The sequence below is a fragment of the Idiomarina baltica OS145 genome (genome assembly GCF_000152885.1).
In the GTDB taxonomy this organism is placed as follows: Bacteria; Pseudomonadota; Gammaproteobacteria; order Enterobacterales; family Alteromonadaceae; genus Idiomarina; species Idiomarina baltica.
Map to the genome: position 1 here is coordinate 14,472 of NZ_CH672405.1, position 17,675 is coordinate 32,146.

A 17,675-nucleotide genomic window follows, 5' to 3' on the forward strand; every position below is an offset into this window, starting at 1 on the left:
TTGCAAGTTTTCAAGAAGCTCTTCACGCTCTGCACTGTTTTCTTTCTCGATAACTGCGCGGCGAGAAACAACAACGTTGTTGCGCTTCTGATCAAGCTTGATAACTTTGAATTCAAGGTCTTTGTTTTCAAGGTGTGCAGTTTCACGTACTGGACGTACGTCAACCAATGAACCTGGCAAGAACGCGCGAACGCCGCCAAGATCCACAGTGAAACCACCTTTAACTTTACCAGAAATGATACCAGTAACAGTTGCGTTATCTTCGTATGCTTTTTCCAGCTGCAGCCAAGCTTCATAGCGCTTAGCTTTTTCGCGTGAAAGAATTGTTTCACCGAAACCGTCTTCAACCGCGTCTAACGCTACGTCGATCTCGTCACCTACGGTGATTTCAAGTTCGCCGTCAGCATTACGGAATTGTTCGGCAGGGATAGCACTTTCAGATTTCAGGCCTGCGTCGACTAAAACAAGATCTTTTTCGATCGCAACGACAGTACCTTTAACGATAGAACCCGGACGAGTTTCGACTTCTTTCAGGCTCTCTTCAAACAGCTGTGCAAAATTTTCTGACATATGTATTAACTTCACTTTTTAGATGACATCCACTGGACATCCTGTTCAGCGGGGTTATTAAATTCACCTGCACGTATCCTTACAGCAGGTCCCTAAATAGCTCGTCTTAATGACCAGCTAGCTAGTTTGTGACAGTTTGCTATGTGCAAACTCCATAACCGAATCGACGACTTCCTCTATGCTTTTGTCACTTGAATCGATGTACAAAGCATCTTCGGCCGGTTTAAGCGGTGCGACAGCACGATTTGTGTCGCGATCGTCGCGCTCTTTAATTTCGGTTATTAATTGGTCAATGTTAGCATCAAAACCTTTTTCCTTCAATTGCAGGAAGCGACGTTGTGCACGCTCCTCAGCAGAGGCGGTCAAGAATACTTTGGCTTCAGCATCAGTAAATACCACTGTGCCCATATCTCGTCCGTCGGCAATCAGGCCTGGAAGCTCTTTGAAACCACGTTGACGCCTTAACAACGCTTCTCTAACCCTTGGTAGCGCAGCGATCTTAGATGCCATGTTACCCACGCTTTCAGTGCGAATTGTCAGGGTTACATCCTCACCTTCTAAGATGATATGCGTTAGGCTTTTGTCTTCCTCGGCTTCGAATTTCACATCTAGGTGTGAAGCTAACGTGACAAGTTTTTCTTCTTCTTCGGGCCTAAAGTCGTGATGAATCGCGGCTAATGCCAAAACACGATAGATTGCGCCACTATCAAGAAGATGCCAGCCTAATTTCTCGGCCAACAAACGGCTCACTGTGCCTTTGCCTGAGCCACTTGGCCCATCGATTGTAATTACGGGTACGCGAGTCGCCATAAATTCCTCTATTTGCCCTGCTCTTTGCAGATTTAAGCGCGCAATTATACTGATTTGTGAAAATTTTGCATCTTTTGTCACGCGCCGTTTACATCAAAGTTTGATGTAAGACTATATTTTAATCGTGACAAAGCCGTGAAAACTCATCAAAAAATTGCGGATAGGTCTTCGAGCAGCATTGAGGATCGTTGATGCTGACGCCTACCGGAGAAAACGCAATCAAGGCACTACACATCGCCATGCGGTGATCATCATAGGTATCTAGCAAAGCATGTTGCCAATGCGCTGGAGCCATCACTGATAAATAATCTTCGCCCTCTTCCACCTGAGCGCCGACTTTACGCAATTCAGCCGCCATCGCCGCCAATCGGTCGGTTTCTTTTACGCGCCAACTAGCGACGTTACGAATCACCGTCGTTCCTTGAGCAAATAATGCCATAGGAGCGAGCGTCATTGCGGCATCAGGCAGATTATTGCAATCCACATCGATGGCTTTCAATTCAGTGCTCCGGGATACACGAATTGCGTTATCCAACATCTCGACGTTTGCTCCCATTTGCTGCGCTAGTTCAGCAAAATGTACGTCGCCCTGAATTGAATTTTTACCCACGCCATAAATCGTGATTGGACCACCACTAATTGCTGCCGCGCCGATCCAGTAGCTCGCTCCGCTTGCATCACCTTCAACAAAGTAACTGCCTGGCGAACGATAGCTCTGGCGACCGGGAATTTTGTAATGACGGTCACTGTGTTTATCAATTTGAATGCCAAAATCACGCAGCATCGATAAGGTGAGTTCGATATAAGGAACCGAGATAACCTCGTTCACTAATAACAATTCGCTGTCGTCAGCAAGCAAAGGTAAAGCCATCAACAACGCCGAGATGTATTGGCTCGACGCGCTGCCATCAATAGTCACCTCTCCGCCCTTAAAACCACTCTCGATAGTCAACGGTAAGAAACCGGGTTCTGCATGACACTGAATGTTTGCGCCGGCCGCGGTTAAGCTGTCAATTAACGCCGCGATTGGACGCTCGCGCATGCGCGCATTGCCATCAAGCCGCATCACTTGCGTGTTGCTCAATGAGGCGGCGAGCACAGCGACAAGAGGACGGACGGCAGTGCCTGCATTGCCAAGATAGAGTTCGTTATGAGCGGGTTGCCAACGGCCACCACAGCCTTCGACTTGGTATTCGGAGGGATCCAAATCACTGCGTTTAACAGATACGCCGAGTGTCGTTAAGGCATCGATCATGCGCGCCGTATCATCACTTTCAAGCACATTCTTTAAGGTCACAGGTTGGCCACACAATGCCGCCATCAGCAGTGCACGGTTTGAGATGCTCTTCGAACCCGGCAGTGTAACCGTGCCGCTACACGCTGAACGCGGTGCAAGGTGTAGCGGATCAGGTAAATTCAACAACGTAATACCTTTATTTAACAATGCGCTCCATCGCTTCGATGAACGCTTGGTTCTCTTCTGGCAGACCGATACTTACACGCAGATGATGAGGTAATTCGTAGCCTGCGACTGGACGTACAATCACGCCTTCATGCAATAATTTTTGATAAATATCATCAGCGTCCGATCCCACTTCAATAGTGAGGAAGTTGCCGTACGAAGGAATATAATTAAAGTTGTGTTGTTCGCAAAAGCGAATCAACTGCTGCATCCCTTGTGCATTGACGCGCACCGCTTCAGCGAGATAATCATCATCGTCTAATGCCACTTCCGCCGCTTTCAATGACAGCGCATTAACATTAAACGGTTGGCGAATACGGTTCATTAAGTCGGCAATCGCCGCAGAGCTCACCGAAAAGCCAGCACGTAACCCTGCAAGGCCATAGGCTTTTGAAAAGGTGCGTGTCACAACCAAATTATCGAATTCAGCTAACCACTCAATTGAAGGCGCGCGCTCGTCATTCGGAATATATTCGTAATAGGCTTCATCAAGCACAACCAAAACGTTATCAGGTACTTGTTTGACAAAGCTATACAACGCATCTGTAGTCAAAAATGTGCCCGTCGGATTATTTGGGTTAGCGACGAATATCATTTTGGTTTTGGGCGTTATCGCCGCCAGCATCCCCTCAAGGTCATGCCCATAATCCTTTGCAGGAACCGCGACAGGCGTAGCTCCAATTGCTTTCGTCACCAATGGATAAACAACAAACGCATGCTGAGAAAAAATAACTTCGTGTTGATCACTGACAAAGGTACGCGCTAATAGCTCGAGTACGTCATTTGAGCCATTACCTAAGGTCACTTGATTTGTCGCTACCGAGAACTTGTCAGCAATTTTGCTTTTGAGATAAAAGCCATTAGCGTCCGGGTAACGAATTAAATCATCGATTTCACCCTGAAGGGCTTGCTTGACACGAGCACTAATACCCAACGGATTCTCATTTGAAGCCAACTTAACGACTTTATCTAAGCCCAATTCGCGCTGCAGTTCATCCATCGGTTTACCCGCTTGATAGGGTTGTAATTCCCTAACGCCGGGATTCGCCATCTGGGTTGCATCAAACTTTGCCATGCTCATTCCTTCTTTTGTTCTTTTATTTTTTATAAGCAGATTTAGCCGTGGGTACGCTCAAACTCGCGCATAAAGTCGATCAACGCCTCGACGCCTTCATAAGGCATGGCATTATATAGACTCGCGCGCATGCCACCGACAAATCGGTGACCTTTGAGACCGACTAGGCCTGCCTGATGAGCTTGCTCTAGAAAGTGCTTGTCGAGCTCATCGTCAGCTAACTGAAAGGGTACATTCATAATAGAACGATAGTCAGGGTGAACTTCATTTCGATAGAAGTCAGACGCGTCAACATAGTCATACAAAGCACTCGCTTTGCGTTGATTAAGTTCGCCAATACCCGCAAGACCGCCTTGTCTTTTAAGCCACTTAAACACGAGCCCAGAGAGGTACCATGCAAAGGTGTTGGGCGTGTTGTACATTGAGTTGTCTTTGGCCTGTAACTGATAGTCCATAATCGAACTCACTTCAGGTTGTGGTTGACCTAAAAGTGACTTTTTAACAATCGCGATAGCAAAACCTGAAGGACCAATGTTTTTTTGAGCGCCTGCATAAATAACCCCAAAACGACTGACATCGAGTGGTGCTGACAGGATATTAGACGACATATCGGCAACGATAGGCGCCTGCACATCAGGAATATCATGAATCGCAATGCCGTCGACTGTCTCATTCGGGCAATAGTGGAAGTAACGCGCATTGTTACTTAATTGCCATTCACTCGCGGGTTGGATACGTTTGCCCTGCTCTGTTTGTTCAGCTGCGCCCACCACATTAACTTGGCTCACATACTTCTCAGCCTCTCGAATGGCATATCCTGACCAAGTGCCGCAATCAAGATAATCGACAGTGTCTGTTTTTGCTGCAATGTTTTGTGGCACGGCAGAGAACTGACCGCGACCACCGCCTTGCAAAAACAGTACATGATAGTCGTCCGGCACATTAAGCAACTCTCGCAAGTCTTGCTCCGCTTCTTGTGCCATTTTTACGTAAGCAGGATCACGGTGTGAAAACTCCATCACCGAGACACCTGTACCGTTCCATTGTAAGAACTCTTCTTGTGCTTGCAGCATGACCTCGGCCGGCAACATCGCCGGCCCGGCCGAAAAGTTAAAGATCTTACTCATCGTTTGCCTCAGATTTATCAGACGGCTGTTGCTCGGATGTTGCTTCGCTTACTTCACCCTCAACGACCACGTCTTCAAGTTCGTCCTCGTCGACTTCATCAATGCGTTGTAAGCCAACCACTTGTTCGTCGTCACCAGTACGGATTAAACGCACGCCTTGGGTGTTACGACCCACCATCGAAACTTCATTGACGCGCGTACGAACCAGCGTGCCTTTGTTACTGATGAGCATGATTTCGTTGCCATCCACGACTTCCATCGCGCCGACGACAGCACCATTACGTTCGCTGACTTTTATTGACACGACACCCTTAGTAGCGCGGCTCTTAGTCGGATATTCCTCAACCAAGGTGCGTTTACCAAAGCCGTTTTCTGTGACCGTCAGAATCGCCGCTTGTTGTTCATCTTCGTAAGTGCCCGGAACGATAAGGCTGACGACTTTCTGACCTTCTTCGAGACGGATACCACGCACACCGGTAGCCGTACGACCCATTGAACGTACTTGGTCCTCTCTAAAGCGAACGACTTTACCGCCGTCTGAGAACAGCATAATCTCTTGCTCACCATCGGTGATATCAACACCGATTAATTCGTCGCCTTCATTCAGGTTGAGCGCAATAATACCGCCGTTACGTGGGCGCGAGTATTCAGGTAATGGTGTTTTCTTCACCGTGCCGTGCTTAGTCGCCATGATGACGAACTTATCTTCTGGATAATCACGGGTTGGTAGAATCGCCGTAATACGCTCATCCGATTCAAGCGGTAATAGGTTGACAATAGGCTTACCGCGCGAAGCGCGACTCGCCAACGGCAACTGGTAGACCTTCATCCAATAAATGCGACCACGGGTCGAGAAACATAAGATGGTGTCGTGCGTATTGGCAACCCACAGGCGTTCAACGAAGTCGTCGTCTTTCATCTTCGTGGCTGCTTTACCTTTACCACCACGGCGTTGCGCTTCGTACTCAGTTAATGGCTGATACTTCACATAGCCTTCGTGAGACAGCGTTACCACAACGTCTTCTTCGTTGATCAAGTCTTCCATGCTGATATCGTGCGCAGCCGCGGTGATTTCCGTTTTACGTGCATCACCGAAGTTGTCACGAATTTCAACCAACTCTTCGCGAATCACTTCCATCAAACGTTCAGTTGAGCGCAAGATATGCAGGAGTTCTTCGATCTGTTTCAACAGACCTTTATATTCGTCTAGGATCTTCTCGTGCTCTAAGCCGGTCAGCTTATGCAAGCGAAGATCCAAAATAGCCTGTGCTTGCTCTTCGGTCAGGTAGTAGCTACCGTCACGAATACCGTACTCTTCTGGTAAGTGTTCAGGACGTGCTGCATCCACACCCGCGGATTCGAGCATTGCCGCGACATTGCCTAACTGCCAGCCACGCGCGACCAAACCCTGCTTAGCTTCTGCTGGGGTTGGCGAGCGGCGAATAAGCTCAATCACTTCATCGATATTCGCGAGTGAAATCGCCAAGCCTTCTAAAATGTGAGCGCGTTCACGCGCTTTGCGTAATTCATATACCGAGCGACGTGTCACCACTTCACGGCGATGACGAACGAATGCGTCTAACACCTGATAAAGGTTGAACAGCTTAGGTTGGCCTTTATCAAGCGCAACCATGTTAATACCGAACACGACTTGCATTTGCGTGTTGGCGTACAAGTGGTTGAGTACCACTTCGCCGACATCACCACGACGAATCTCGATAACGATACGCATACCGTCTTTGTCCGACTCATCGCGCAAGCCACTGATACCCTCAAGGCGTTTTTCTTTTACCAACTCAGCGATTTTCTCGATCAAGCGCGCTTTGTTCACCTGATATGGAATTTCACTGACGATAATGCTTTCACGACCCGACTTTTCGTCAACTTCGACCTCGGCTTTAGCACGCAAATGAATGCGGCCGCGACCTGTTTTGTAGGCCTCGACAATGCCAGAACGGCCCGAGATTGACGCCGCCGTTGGGAAGTCAGGTCCCGGAATAAACTCCATCAGCTCTTCAATGCTGATTTCTGGATTATCAATCAGCGCTAAGGTGCCATTGATAACTTCGGTTAGGTTATGTGGAGGAATGTTGGTTGCCATGCCCACCGCTATACCCGACGAACCATTGACCATCAGGTTAGGCACTTTAGTTGGCAACACGTCTGGAATGCGCTCGGTACCATCGTAGTTATCAACAAAATCGACCGTTTCTTTGTCGAGATCGGCTAACAACTGATGGGCAATTTTCTCCATCCGAATTTCGGTATAACGCATGGCTGCGGCTGAATCACCGTCAACTGAACCGAAGTTACCTTGACCATCAACCAAGGTGTAGCGCAGCGAGAACGGTTGTGCCATACGCACGATGGTATCATAAACCGCACTGTCGCCATGTGGGTGATATTTACCGATAACGTCACCCACCACACGGGCAGACTTTTTATAGGGTTTGTTGAAGTCATTCCGCAATTCATTCATCGCGAAAAGTACGCGACGATGCACGGGTTTCAAACCATCCCGAACATCTGGAAGCGCTCGACCCACAATCACGCTCATCGCGTAATCAAGATAAGAACTTTTTAATTCATCCTCGATATTGATGGGTGAGACTTCTCTAGCCAGATCGCTCATATATGTATCCCTAAACTCAAGCTATACTTAATCGTTGTTATAATTAATTAGGTATTGTACCCGTCACAGGGTGAACACGCACCCTCTTTTTCAAAAACGTCCGCTGATGTAAACTCTATAGAAGTTACGCCAATTTGGAACCTCTAACACATGTCAGAACGAGCCTCTTTAAGAGCCCTTAGCAATAACGTTGACGAAAAAGAAATCGAAAAATTCTCCGCCCTTGCTTCGCGGTGGTGGGACACCGAGGGCGAATTCAAACCGCTACATCAAATTAATCCACTGCGATTAACCTTTATTGAACAGCAAGTAGGCGGGTTATTCAACAAGCATGTTGTTGATGTCGGTTGCGGTGGTGGTTTATTAACCGAAGGTATGGCAAGTCGTGGTGCTCGAGTAACCGGTATCGATCTCGCTCACGACTCGTTAGAGGTCGCTCGGTTACATGCATTGGAATCGCAACTCAGTATCGACTATCAACAAGTCAGCGCTGAAAACTTTGCTGCAGAAAATTCCGCACAGTTTGATGTCGTCACGTGTCTGGAAATGCTCGAACACGTTCCTGACCCTGCGGCCATTGTAAGCGCGGTATGTGAGATGGTTAAACCCGGCGGTTACGCTATTTTCTCGACGTTAAATCGCAACGTGAAGTCTTGGCTGCTGGGTATTGTGGCAGCTGAACATGTTTTACGTTGGGTGCCCAAAGGGACTCACCAGCATCAACGATTTATCAAGCCTTCTGAATTGCTGCGTATGACAGATGCCCATGGATTGCAAGCAATGAAGATGAATGGCATCGTATATAAGCCATTGCAAGGCTTTATGCTAGACGAACATGATGTCGACGTGAATTACATCGTTGCACTTCATAAACCAGACCGTTAACTCATTAGGGAACTCGCGTGAACAAACATCCGGTAGCTGCAGTTTTGTTTGACCTCGATGGCACATTATTAGATTCAGCACCGGATTTGGGCTTTGCGCTTAATCAAGTCTGTCGCGAAAATGGACTTCCGGAGATACCCGCAGAGGTATTTACGCCTGTTGCTTCGCACGGTTCTCGTGGGTTATTAGGTTTAACGCAATTGGATGAGGATGCGCTACTTGCGCTAAAACCAAGGTTTCTCGATATCTATCGCAGCAACTTAGCGCTTCACAGTAAGTTATTTGACGGTATCGAGATGTTACTGAGTTCGCTTCGCCGCAATCAGATTAAAATAGGTATCGTCACCAATAAACCAGAGTTTCTTACGCACCCTCTGATTGCGCAGTTTGAAGCATTACAAAGTATCTCGGTAGTCGTCTGTGGTGATACATTGGAAGAAGCCAAACCGTCTCCCAAACCACTTTACTACGCAGCAGAACAACTTGCTGTCGATCCCAAGGACTGTGTGTATATAGGCGATGCAGAACGCGATATCGTGGCCGGGCGTAATGCAGGTATGGTGACGGTACTTGCAGAGTATGGCTATATCTCGAGTACTGACCAACCACAACAATGGTTAGCGGACTACACCATCGCTCACCCCAATGCCTTGATGGAGCTACTCGCTTTACCAAAGTAGATGTTCTAAATCGTTCATTTTTTTAATAGTTTTTATGACACCTTTTTTGCATAGAACGCTTGTTTCTAAAGGCATGATTTTTTCAACTAAAAAATTATAAAATTTACACTTTCACGCAAGCCTATGCACGATAAGCGCTTGCAAAATTTCAAGCGGCTTTAAACGAATATTTACTACTAAATAGACTTGATCGATGTGCGGGTTGTATCTAGTATGCCTGTAACACATCGACTACTAGATATTGTGTTCATTTGGTGTACAGACCGAAAATCACACAATATCTTGTGGCCACAAATCTATAACAAACAGCTAAGAGTCGGCGCTAAAATGAACGAGCAACTTTTCGTTACCAAACGCAGTGGTCAACGCGAACCGCTGAATTTAGATAAGATTCATCGTGTCATCATGTGGGCTGCAGAAGGCCTTAATAATGTTTCTGCTTCTCAAGTCGAAATTAAGTCACATATTCAGTTCTATGATGGGATCAAAACCGAAGATATTCATGAAACCATTATCAAAGCAGCGGCTGACCTAATTTCAGAGGAAGCGCCTGACTATCAGTATATGGCTGCGCGTCTGGCCATTTTTCACTTACGAAAGCGTGCGTACGGCAAGTTTGAGCCCCCTCGCCTCTACGACCATGTCAAGAAAATGGTTGATGAGAAGCGTTACGACGCACATTTGCTAGAAGATTTTAGTGAGCAAGAATTCGACCAGATGGACGAGATCATTGATCACTGGCGTGACATGAACTTTTCTTACGCTGCAGTTAAGCAGCTAGAGAATAAGTACTTGGTGCAGAACCGAGTCACCGGTGATATCTACGAAAGTGCTCAGTTTCTTTATATTTTAGTGGCGGCTTGTTTATTCGCTAATTACCCTAAGTCCACTCGCATGGACTACATCAAGCGCTTTTATGACGCGACATCAACGTTCAAAATATCGTTGCCAACGCCTATCATGTCTGGCGTGCGCACGCCGACCCGCCAGTTCAGTTCATGTGTATTGATTGAGACGGGCGATAGCCTTGACTCAATTAACGCGACAGCCAGTGCTATTGTTAAATACGTATCACAACGCGCGGGTATTGGTATCAATGCCGGACGTATTCGCGCACTCGGTAGCCCTATTCGCAATGGTGAAGCGTTCCATACGGGTTGTATCCCATTCTATAAGTATTTCCAAACAGCAGTGAAAAGCTGTTCTCAAGGCGGTGTACGTGGTGGCGCGGCAACGCTGTTTTATCCGCTGTGGCACCTTGAGATTGAAAACCTGTTGGTACTTAAAAACAACCGTGGTGTGGAAGAAAACCGTGTTCGCCATCTCGACTACGGTGTGCAGTTCAATCGCTTGATGTATCAACGCCTCGTCAAAGATGACTTCATCACACTGTTTAGTCCATCGGATGTGCCTGGCTTGTATGACGCATTCTTTGAAGATCAAGAAGAGTTCGAGCGTCTCTACGTCCAATACGAAAACGATGAAAATATTCGTAAGAAGCGTATTAAAGCCATCGAGCTGTTTAGCTTGTTTATGCAAGAGCGTGCGAGCACCGGCCGAATTTATGTGCAAAACGTCGATCACTGTAATACTCACAGTCCGTTCGATTCAAAAGTTGCGCCTGTTCGTCAGAGCAACCTGTGCTTAGAGATTGCGCTACCGACCAAGCCACTCAGTCACGTCAATGACGAAGAAGGTGAAATTGCGCTATGTACTTTATCAGCGTTTAACTTAGGTAAAATCGAATCGCTCAGCGATTTCGAAGAGCTCGCGGATCTTGCCGTGCGTGCACTCGACAGTTTACTTGATTATCAAGAATACCCGGTACCTGCGGCTTATAACGCCACCATGAACCGTAGAACGCTCGGTATAGGGGTCATTAACTTTGCGTACTATTTAGCTAAACACGGCGTGAAGTATTCCGATGGTTCAGCCAACGGTCTTGTGCACCGTACCTTTGAAGCGATTCAGTTCTATTTGATGAAAGCGTCAATGGAACTCGCTAAAGAGAAAGGCAAATGCCCTAAATTCAATGAAACCACCTACTCTCAAGGTATTTTACCGACAGATACCTACAAGAAAGATTTAGATGCGTTTTGTTCAGAACCACTCCACCTCGACTGGGAGCAGCTCCGTAAGGACATTCAAGAACACGGCATGCGTAACTCAACGTTGTCCGCCTTGATGCCTTCAGAAACGTCGTCGCAAATCTCTAACGCGACCAATGGTATCGAACCACCGCGTGGGTTTGTCAGTGTCAAAGCCTCTAAAGACGGTGTGACAAAGCAAGTGGTGCCCGATTACGAAAACCTGAAAAACAATTACGAGCTATTGTGGCAGATCCCGGATAACAAGGGATATTTGCAACTGGTCGGCATTATGCAGAAGTTTGTCGATCAAACTATCTCGGCCAACACCAATTACGACCCGGGTAAGTTCAATGGTGCTAAGGTACCGATGAAACAATTACTTCAGGATCTATTAACAGCGTATAAGATGGGTGTGAAAACACTTTACTATCACAATACGCGCGACGGTGCAGCCGATAACCAATCCGACATTTCCGCCGAACAAAAGCGTCAACGTAAGCAAAGTGATCGCCCTGCCGAGGTGGTGATTGAAGAAGACGACGATTGCGCAGGCGGTGCGTGCAAGATTTAATAAGGAGCGATTTGCGTGTCTTATTCAACGTTTAACCAAGAACAAACTAATCCGTTGGCCGAACCCATGTTTTTTGGGAACTCGGTCAACGTTGCACGTTACGACCAACAAAAGCACAGTATTTTTGAAAAGCTTATCGAAAAACAGATAAGCTTCTTCTGGCGTCCAGAGGAAGTCGACGTGAGTCGTGATCGTGTTGACTTTAACAAGTTAACCGCCAGTGAAAAGCATGTGTTTATTTCAAATTTGAAATATCAAACACTGCTCGACTCGATCCAAGGTCGAAGCCCTAACATTGCGCTACTGCCTATCGTTTCGCTGCCTGAGCTCGAAACTTGGATTGAAACATGGTCTTTCTTTGAGACCATTCACTCGCGTTCGTACACGCATATTCTGCGTAACTTGTTTAGCGATCCAAGTGAAATTTTCGAAGATATCGTCATTAATGACCAAATCAAATTGCGCGCTAACGACATCTCTCGTTACTACGACGATTTGATTTTCTACACGCAGCTGTGGCAAACCCATGGCGAGGGCAAGATCACCGTCGATGGTGAAGAGCATAACGTGACTCGCCGCGAACTGAAGAAAAAACTCTTCTTGTGCATCAACTCAGTTAACGCGTTAGAAGCGATTCGTTTTTATGTCAGTTTTGCCTGTACCTTCGCATTTGCAGAGCGCGAACTCATGGAAGGCAACGCAAAAATCATTCGTCTTATTGCGCGCGATGAGAACGTACATCTAACCTCGACACAGCACATGATCAACCTGTGGCAAGACGGTGAGGACGATCCTGAAATGGCTGAGATCGCCGAAGAACTCGCCGACGAAGCCTATGAGATCTTCATGACAGCCGTTAAGCAAGAAAAACAATGGGCCCATTACCTGTTTAGAGATGGCTCCATGATTGGTCTTAATGAAAGTATGTTGTGTCAGTACGTCGAATATATTGCCAACTTGCGTATGCAGGCGATCGGCTATGATGCGCCTTTCCCGGAGCAGCGCTCAAACCCATTGCCGTGGATGAATAAATACTTGGTATCCGATAACGTACAGGTTGCACCACAAGAGGCTGAAATCAGTTCTTACTTGGTCGGTCAGATCGACAGCAGTGTGGATGCCTCGGACTTAGGCGACTTTGACCTTTAGCGCGCCTGATGACAGCGAAACTGTTTAAAGTCAAAGTCAACGGTCAGCATGAGCTGACCGTTGACGCTTCAGAAGGCACTTTACTCGATGCGCTCGAAAAGCATCAGTTAGAGGTACATTATCACTGTAAAAGTGGTTTTTGCGGTGCCTGTCGTTCTAAACTCAAAAGTGGCTCAGTTCGCTATTTGACGGATCCCCTCGCCTACGTACGTAAAGGAGACTTCCTACCCTGCTGTTGTGTCCCTGAATCCGACCTTGATATCGAACATTAATCTCACCATTCGAAAAAAACGATAACCGCCATCGTTCGGATACATTGTAGAGCACCGGTTAAATATGGATAATAGAGTCAAATTCAAGGATTCGAGGATTATTCATGTTTACAGTTATTTTTGGTCGCCCAGGTTGTCCTTTTTGTGTTCGCGCTAAAGAAGTCGCTGAACAGTTAAAAGCAGACCGTGATGACTTCGATTATCGTTACGTTGATATTCATGAAGAAGGCATCACCAAAGCTGATTTAGAAAAAACAGTCGGGAAACCAGTGCACACAGTGCCACAGATTTTCGTTGATGAAACACATGTTGGTGGCTTCACCGAATTCGAAGCCTATGCTAAAGAGCACCTAGGTTTATACGCCGCTTAATTCTTTTGATTAGGTGAGCAAAAAATAAAGGCACCTCAAGGTGCCTTTATATCGTTTATGGCTTGCTTAATCCGCTTCTCGGACACAGGGTATTTAGTCCCCAGCGTCTGCGCAAAGAGTGACACGCGTAACTCTTGAATCATCCAATAGATCTCTCGAACCTCAGTTGGTACGATACGACGATAGCGTTTAACCAACGCATTGTAGCTCTCAGTCAATTCATCAAGCATTAACGTTGCCAGCCTGTCCTTGTTCGGATTTTCAGGTAACTTTTCCAGACGACGCTGCAACGCACTCAAGTAGCGTTCAATATCTTGCAACCGTTCGGCACCAACCTCAGATACAAAACCGCGATAAACAAGTGACTCAACCTGCTTCTGCACATCGCCACGCGATTGAATCTGGTCCAATGGGATTTTTCCTTTCAGTTGTTTCTTCAAATCGTTGGAGCGGATTAAACATTGCTCAACTTGCTGCGCGATACGCTCAACGCGCTCATTCAGCTCAGCACGGGTTTTTTCCACTAAAGCGTTGAACGCAGACTCCGTGCGAACCTCGTCTTGCTCCGCAACAAAATCTTGATACAGATTATCCACTGCCGCATCGATACAGTCCTTGATAAGTGCATCAACTTTACCCCAGGGGTTAAAGTACATCGCCAGCTTGGCTTTATTAGACAAGCTTTTCTGTAAGTATTTGATAGGGGAAGGCACTTGTTTAAGCACTAAGGCACGAATTCCTTGTGCATGCGCCAGCTCCGCCTCTTTTTGATGATCGAACATCTGAACTTGTAATTGATCATCAGGCGTTACCGTTACCGCTGGGTATGCCCGCATTTCAAAACCGTGCTGCTTTTCGCTTACCACCTTGGGCAAATCGTTGATCGACCAGGTTTCCAATGGTTCACGTTCAACTTCCTGCCCCGCGGTCTTATCAAGACGCGCCTGTACGCGACCCGATAGCGCATTTTTAAGCGCCGTGAGGTCACGGCCCTGACGTATTAGCTTCTTACCATCAAGAATTTTAAAATTCATTTGCAAGTGAGCATCAATTTGTTCGGGCTTAAAGTCACTGGGCTCCACTCGCACGCCCGTCATACGCAGTAGCTTCCTACACATGGCTTCAAGCAGACTCAACTCACCCGGTTCAATATCCGCAAATACGGCCTGAGCAAAGTTAGGTGCCGGCACAAAGTTTCTGCGAATCGGCTTGGGCAATGATTTAATCAACGCGGTTATTCGTTCTTCACGCAACGCGGGAATATGCCAGTCAAATCCTTCATTTTCGACTTGATTGAGAATTGCCAACTGAATATTCACCGAAACCCCATCATCTTCAGCGGAGGGTTCAAAATGATAGCTCAGCGGCAATTTAAGGTTACCCTGTCGCCAAAACTCGGGGTAACTTTGTTCCGTAATATGGCTGGTATCTGCGTCAATCAAATCGTCACGCTTGAAGAACAGCAACTTAGGCTCAGACTTTGCTGCCTTATGCCACCAGCCTGCGAGTAGCTTCTCGTTATAAATTCCCTCTGGAATATGACGCTCGTACGCCTCAAATAATTCCTGTTCATCAACGAGGATATCCCGACGGCGCGATTTTTCCTCCAGCGCTTGTACACTCGCGATCAAATCCAGATTGTGCTTGATAAAAGGCAATTGACGTTTGATTTGGCCCTGCGCCAGCCCCTCACGAATAAAAATATGTCGCGCGAGCGTGGGATCGATGGGACCAAACTGTACGCGCCGACGCGCCACCAGTATCAGCCCGAGCAACGTCACTTGCTCGTCAGCAACAACGCTGCCTTGTTTGGCTTCAAAATGTGGTTCAAGATACTGTTTCTTAACCAAATGCCCAGCAGCCTGCTCAACCCACTCAGGCTCAACTTTGGCGTTAACGCGCGCATATAACTTTGATGTTTCAACGAGTTCAGCACTGACAACCCATTTAGGTGGTCGTCCAAATAAATGAGAGCCGGGGAAAATATGAAAGCGAGTTTGACGCGTACCCTGATACTCGTGCTTGGCATCCTTTAAACCGACTTGAGACAGTAAGCCTGCGAGTAGTGCTCGGTGCACCTGTTCGTAAGTCGCCGCTTCCTCATTAATGCGTAATCCTAACTCACGTGCCGTTTGTCGGCTTTGGGTATAGACATCCTGCCATTCACGCACACGTAAAAAATGCAGGAACTCTTTCTTTAATTGCTTACGAAACTGATTACCTGAGAGTGCTTGCTGTTGCTCTCTTAAATAATTCCATAAGTTGAGAAAACTCATAAAGTCTGAATTGTCATCGGCAAACCGTGCGTGTGCTTGGTCCGACTTTTCCTTTGCATCACTCGGGCGCTCGCGAGGATCTTGAATACTGAGCGCCGAGGTAATAATCAGCATTTCGCGCACGCAGCCCTGCTCATGTCCGGCGAGCACCATACGTGCGAGTTTAGGGTCGAGCGGTAAACGTGCCAGTTGTCGACCGGTGTCTGTTAATCGTGGTTGCTGTTGTTTTCGGTTGGGCGCAATCGCGTTGAGTTCTTCCAGCAGATTTAAACCATCTTTAATAAAACGTTCATCCGGTTTCTGGACAAATGGAAAGCGCCTAATATCGCCCAGTCGCATCGCGGACATCTGCAATATAACTGCCGCCAAATTAGTCCGCAGAATTTCAGGATCGGTATATTCAGGACGGCTGAGAAAGTCTTCTTCGCTATATAGACGAATGCAAATGCCGGGCCCCACGCGACCACAACGACCTTTACGCTGATTCGCGCTTGCTTGCGAAATCGGTTCAATAGGAAGACGCTGTACTTTAGTTCGGTACGAATAACGACTCATGCGCACGGTACCCGGATCGATCACGTAGCGTATGCCTGGCACCGTCAGTGATGTCTCCGCAACGTTAGTCGCAATCACCACACGCCGTTGGCTGTGCGACTGAAAGACACGGTTCTGCTCACTCGACGATAACCGCGCATAGAGCGGCAACACTTCGGTATCGCGCAATTGCAGTTCTTGAATCGCCTCCGCGTAATCACGTATTTCACGTTCGCCGCTGGCGAAAATCAAAATATCACCGGGACCTTCAGCTTGCAGCTCTTGCACCGCATCTAATAAACTTGCCAGAACATCATTCTGAGCCTCAGGTTGCTCCGATGGGTCACGATAACGCACTTCGACGGGGTACGTGCGCCCGCTTACAGTGAGTACAGGCGCATTATCAAAATGCTTAGAGAAGCGTTCGGTTTCGATAGTGGCGGAGGTGATAATAATTTTAAGATCCGGGCGCTTGCGACGTAGTTGGTGTAACACGCCAAGCAAAAAATCGATATTTAAGCTCCGTTCATGCGCCTCATCGATGACAATTGCGTCATACTGTAGCAATAAAGGGTCATTTTGCAGCTCCGACAATAACATACCATCGGTCATTAATTTGACCGCAGTGGTCGGTGCCGTTTCGTCTTGAAAACGGATCTTATAACCGACCTGCTGCTTTTGCGTATCACCGAGCTCTTCACCTATACGCGCGGCGACACTACGTGCCGCCAGTCGACGAGGTTGCGTGTGTGCGATAGTGCCTTTGCGTCCATACCCCAGCTCTAGCAACATCTTAGGTAACTGAGTCGTTTTACCCGAACCCGTTTCACCCGCAATAATGACCACCGGATGTTCGCGCATCGCTGTTAAAATACGCTCGCGTTCCTGCGCGACCGGCAGTTGTTCGGGGTAATCCAGTTTAAATTGTTGCTCTTGCCGCGCGAGCAAATGCAATTGCGCTGTCTCGATATCTTGCTCAATTTGGCTTTGAACGCGCACGCGTCGCTCAGTATCTTTAATTTTGACACTGCCACGCAGTCGCCCTCTAAGAAGCGCGGCATCCGCTAACGTACATTCTGCCAGTGCATTTGCAAATTTATCGAGCACCTGTTTTTGCGCTTGTTTTTGCTCCGCAGATAGCGGTTTAGTTTTTTTGGGGGTACGACTCATA

13 protein-coding genes are annotated in these 17,675 nt (G+C 47.3%); 6 read left to right on the forward strand and 7 right to left on the reverse strand.

Annotated elements, in window-relative coordinates:
• From OS145_RS05980 to gyrA, 6 genes are all read right to left on the reverse strand, one after another.
• Nucleotides 1-570 (reverse strand): S1 RNA-binding domain-containing protein (locus OS145_RS05980; RefSeq protein ID WP_006955331.1); only part of this gene is annotated, 570 nt, incomplete at its 3' end.
• A 117-nt stretch (nt 571-687) separates the two neighbouring features.
• Nucleotides 688-1,380, reverse strand: a complete 693-nt coding sequence (gene cmk / locus OS145_RS05985) for a (d)CMP kinase (RefSeq protein WP_006955332.1) — start codon at nt 1,378-1,380, stop codon at nt 688-690.
• Between the two features lie 118 nt (nt 1,381-1,498).
• Complete coding sequence (aroA, locus tag OS145_RS05990; RefSeq protein WP_006955334.1) at nt 1,499-2,824, reverse strand: 3-phosphoshikimate 1-carboxyvinyltransferase; 1,326 nt, start codon at nt 2,822-2,824, stop codon at nt 1,499-1,501.
• Entirely contained in the window at nt 2,814-3,917 is a 1,104-nt protein-coding gene (hisC, locus tag OS145_RS05995; protein WP_006955335.1) for a histidinol-phosphate transaminase, read from the reverse strand. The genes aroA and hisC overlap by 11 nt, the downstream gene beginning before the upstream one ends.
• A 41-nt stretch (nt 3,918-3,958) precedes the next feature.
• Nucleotides 3,959-5,044 (reverse strand): 3-phosphoserine/phosphohydroxythreonine transaminase, encoded by a 1,086-nt coding sequence (gene serC, locus OS145_RS06000; RefSeq protein ID WP_006955337.1) that lies wholly within the window; start codon nt 5,042-5,044, stop codon nt 3,959-3,961.
• Nucleotides 5,037-7,676, reverse strand: coding sequence for a DNA gyrase subunit A (gene gyrA, locus OS145_RS06005; protein WP_006955338.1), 2,640 nt, complete (start codon nt 7,674-7,676; stop codon nt 5,037-5,039). Before gyrA ends, serC begins: the two co-directional genes overlap by 8 nt.
• A 150-nt stretch (nt 7,677-7,826) precedes the next feature.
• On the opposite strand from gyrA, the gene ubiG reads away from it, so the two are divergent.
• The 6 genes from ubiG to OS145_RS06035 all read left to right on the forward strand — a co-directional run bounded on the left by ubiG (nt 7,827) and on the right by OS145_RS06035 (nt 13,694).
• Nucleotides 7,827-8,561 carry a bifunctional 2-polyprenyl-6-hydroxyphenol methylase/3-demethylubiquinol 3-O-methyltransferase UbiG gene (ubiG, locus tag OS145_RS06010; protein ID WP_006955341.1) on the forward strand — a complete coding sequence of 245 codons (735 nt, stop codon included), beginning with the start codon at nt 7,827-7,829 and terminating at the stop codon, nt 8,559-8,561.
• Between the two features lie 17 nt (nt 8,562-8,578).
• Nucleotides 8,579-9,241, forward strand: a complete 663-nt coding sequence (locus OS145_RS06015; RefSeq protein ID WP_006955344.1) for an HAD family hydrolase — start codon at nt 8,579-8,581, stop codon at nt 9,239-9,241.
• A 327-nt stretch (nt 9,242-9,568) separates the two neighbouring features.
• Nucleotides 9,569-11,902 carry a class 1a ribonucleoside-diphosphate reductase subunit alpha gene (gene nrdA / locus OS145_RS06020; protein WP_006955346.1) on the forward strand — a complete coding sequence of 778 codons (2,334 nt, stop codon included), beginning with the start codon at nt 9,569-9,571 and terminating at the stop codon, nt 11,900-11,902.
• A gap of 15 nt (nt 11,903-11,917) precedes the next feature.
• On the forward strand, nt 11,918-13,051 hold the full coding sequence (gene nrdB, locus OS145_RS06025) for a class Ia ribonucleoside-diphosphate reductase subunit beta (RefSeq protein WP_006955348.1): 1,134 nt from the start codon (nt 11,918-11,920) through the stop codon (nt 13,049-13,051).
• A gap of 8 nt (nt 13,052-13,059) precedes the next feature.
• Entirely contained in the window at nt 13,060-13,323 is a 264-nt protein-coding gene (gene yfaE, locus OS145_RS06030) for a class I ribonucleotide reductase maintenance protein YfaE (RefSeq protein ID WP_006955351.1), read from the forward strand.
• Nucleotides 13,324-13,427: 104 nt separating this feature from the next.
• Nucleotides 13,428-13,694, forward strand: coding sequence for a GrxA family glutaredoxin (locus OS145_RS06035; RefSeq protein ID WP_006955353.1), 267 nt, complete (start codon nt 13,428-13,430; stop codon nt 13,692-13,694).
• A gap of 35 nt (nt 13,695-13,729) precedes the next feature.
• Here the strand turns inward: OS145_RS06035 and hrpA are convergent, their stop codons facing one another.
• Nucleotides 13,730-17,674, reverse strand: a complete 3,945-nt coding sequence (gene hrpA / locus OS145_RS06040) for an ATP-dependent RNA helicase HrpA (RefSeq protein WP_006955355.1) — start codon at nt 17,672-17,674, stop codon at nt 13,730-13,732.
• Nucleotide 17,675 lies beyond the last annotated feature (1 nt).

Coding starts and splice junctions, on each gene's coding strand:
- yfaE (WP_006955351.1), top strand. CDS start 13,060: ATGACAGCGAAACTGTTTAAAGTCAAAGTCAACGGTCAGCATGAGCTG.
- OS145_RS06035 (WP_006955353.1), top strand. CDS start 13,428: ATGTTTACAGTTATTTTTGGTCGCCCAGGTTGTCCTTTTTGTGTTCGC.
- serC (WP_006955337.1), bottom strand. CDS start 5,044: ATGAGTAAGATCTTTAACTTTTCGGCCGGGCCGGCGATGTTGCCGGCC.
- ubiG (WP_006955341.1), top strand. CDS start 7,827: ATGTCAGAACGAGCCTCTTTAAGAGCCCTTAGCAATAACGTTGACGAA.
- cmk (WP_006955332.1), bottom strand. CDS start 1,380: ATGGCGACTCGCGTACCCGTAATTACAATCGATGGGCCAAGTGGCTCA.
- nrdA (WP_006955346.1), top strand. CDS start 9,569: ATGAACGAGCAACTTTTCGTTACCAAACGCAGTGGTCAACGCGAACCG.
- hisC (WP_006955335.1), bottom strand. CDS start 3,917: ATGGCAAAGTTTGATGCAACCCAGATGGCGAATCCCGGCGTTAGGGAA.
- gyrA (WP_006955338.1), bottom strand. CDS start 7,676: ATGAGCGATCTGGCTAGAGAAGTCTCACCCATCAATATCGAGGATGAA.
- hrpA (WP_006955355.1), bottom strand. CDS start 17,674: ATGAGTCGTACCCCCAAAAAAACTAAACCGCTATCTGCGGAGCAAAAA.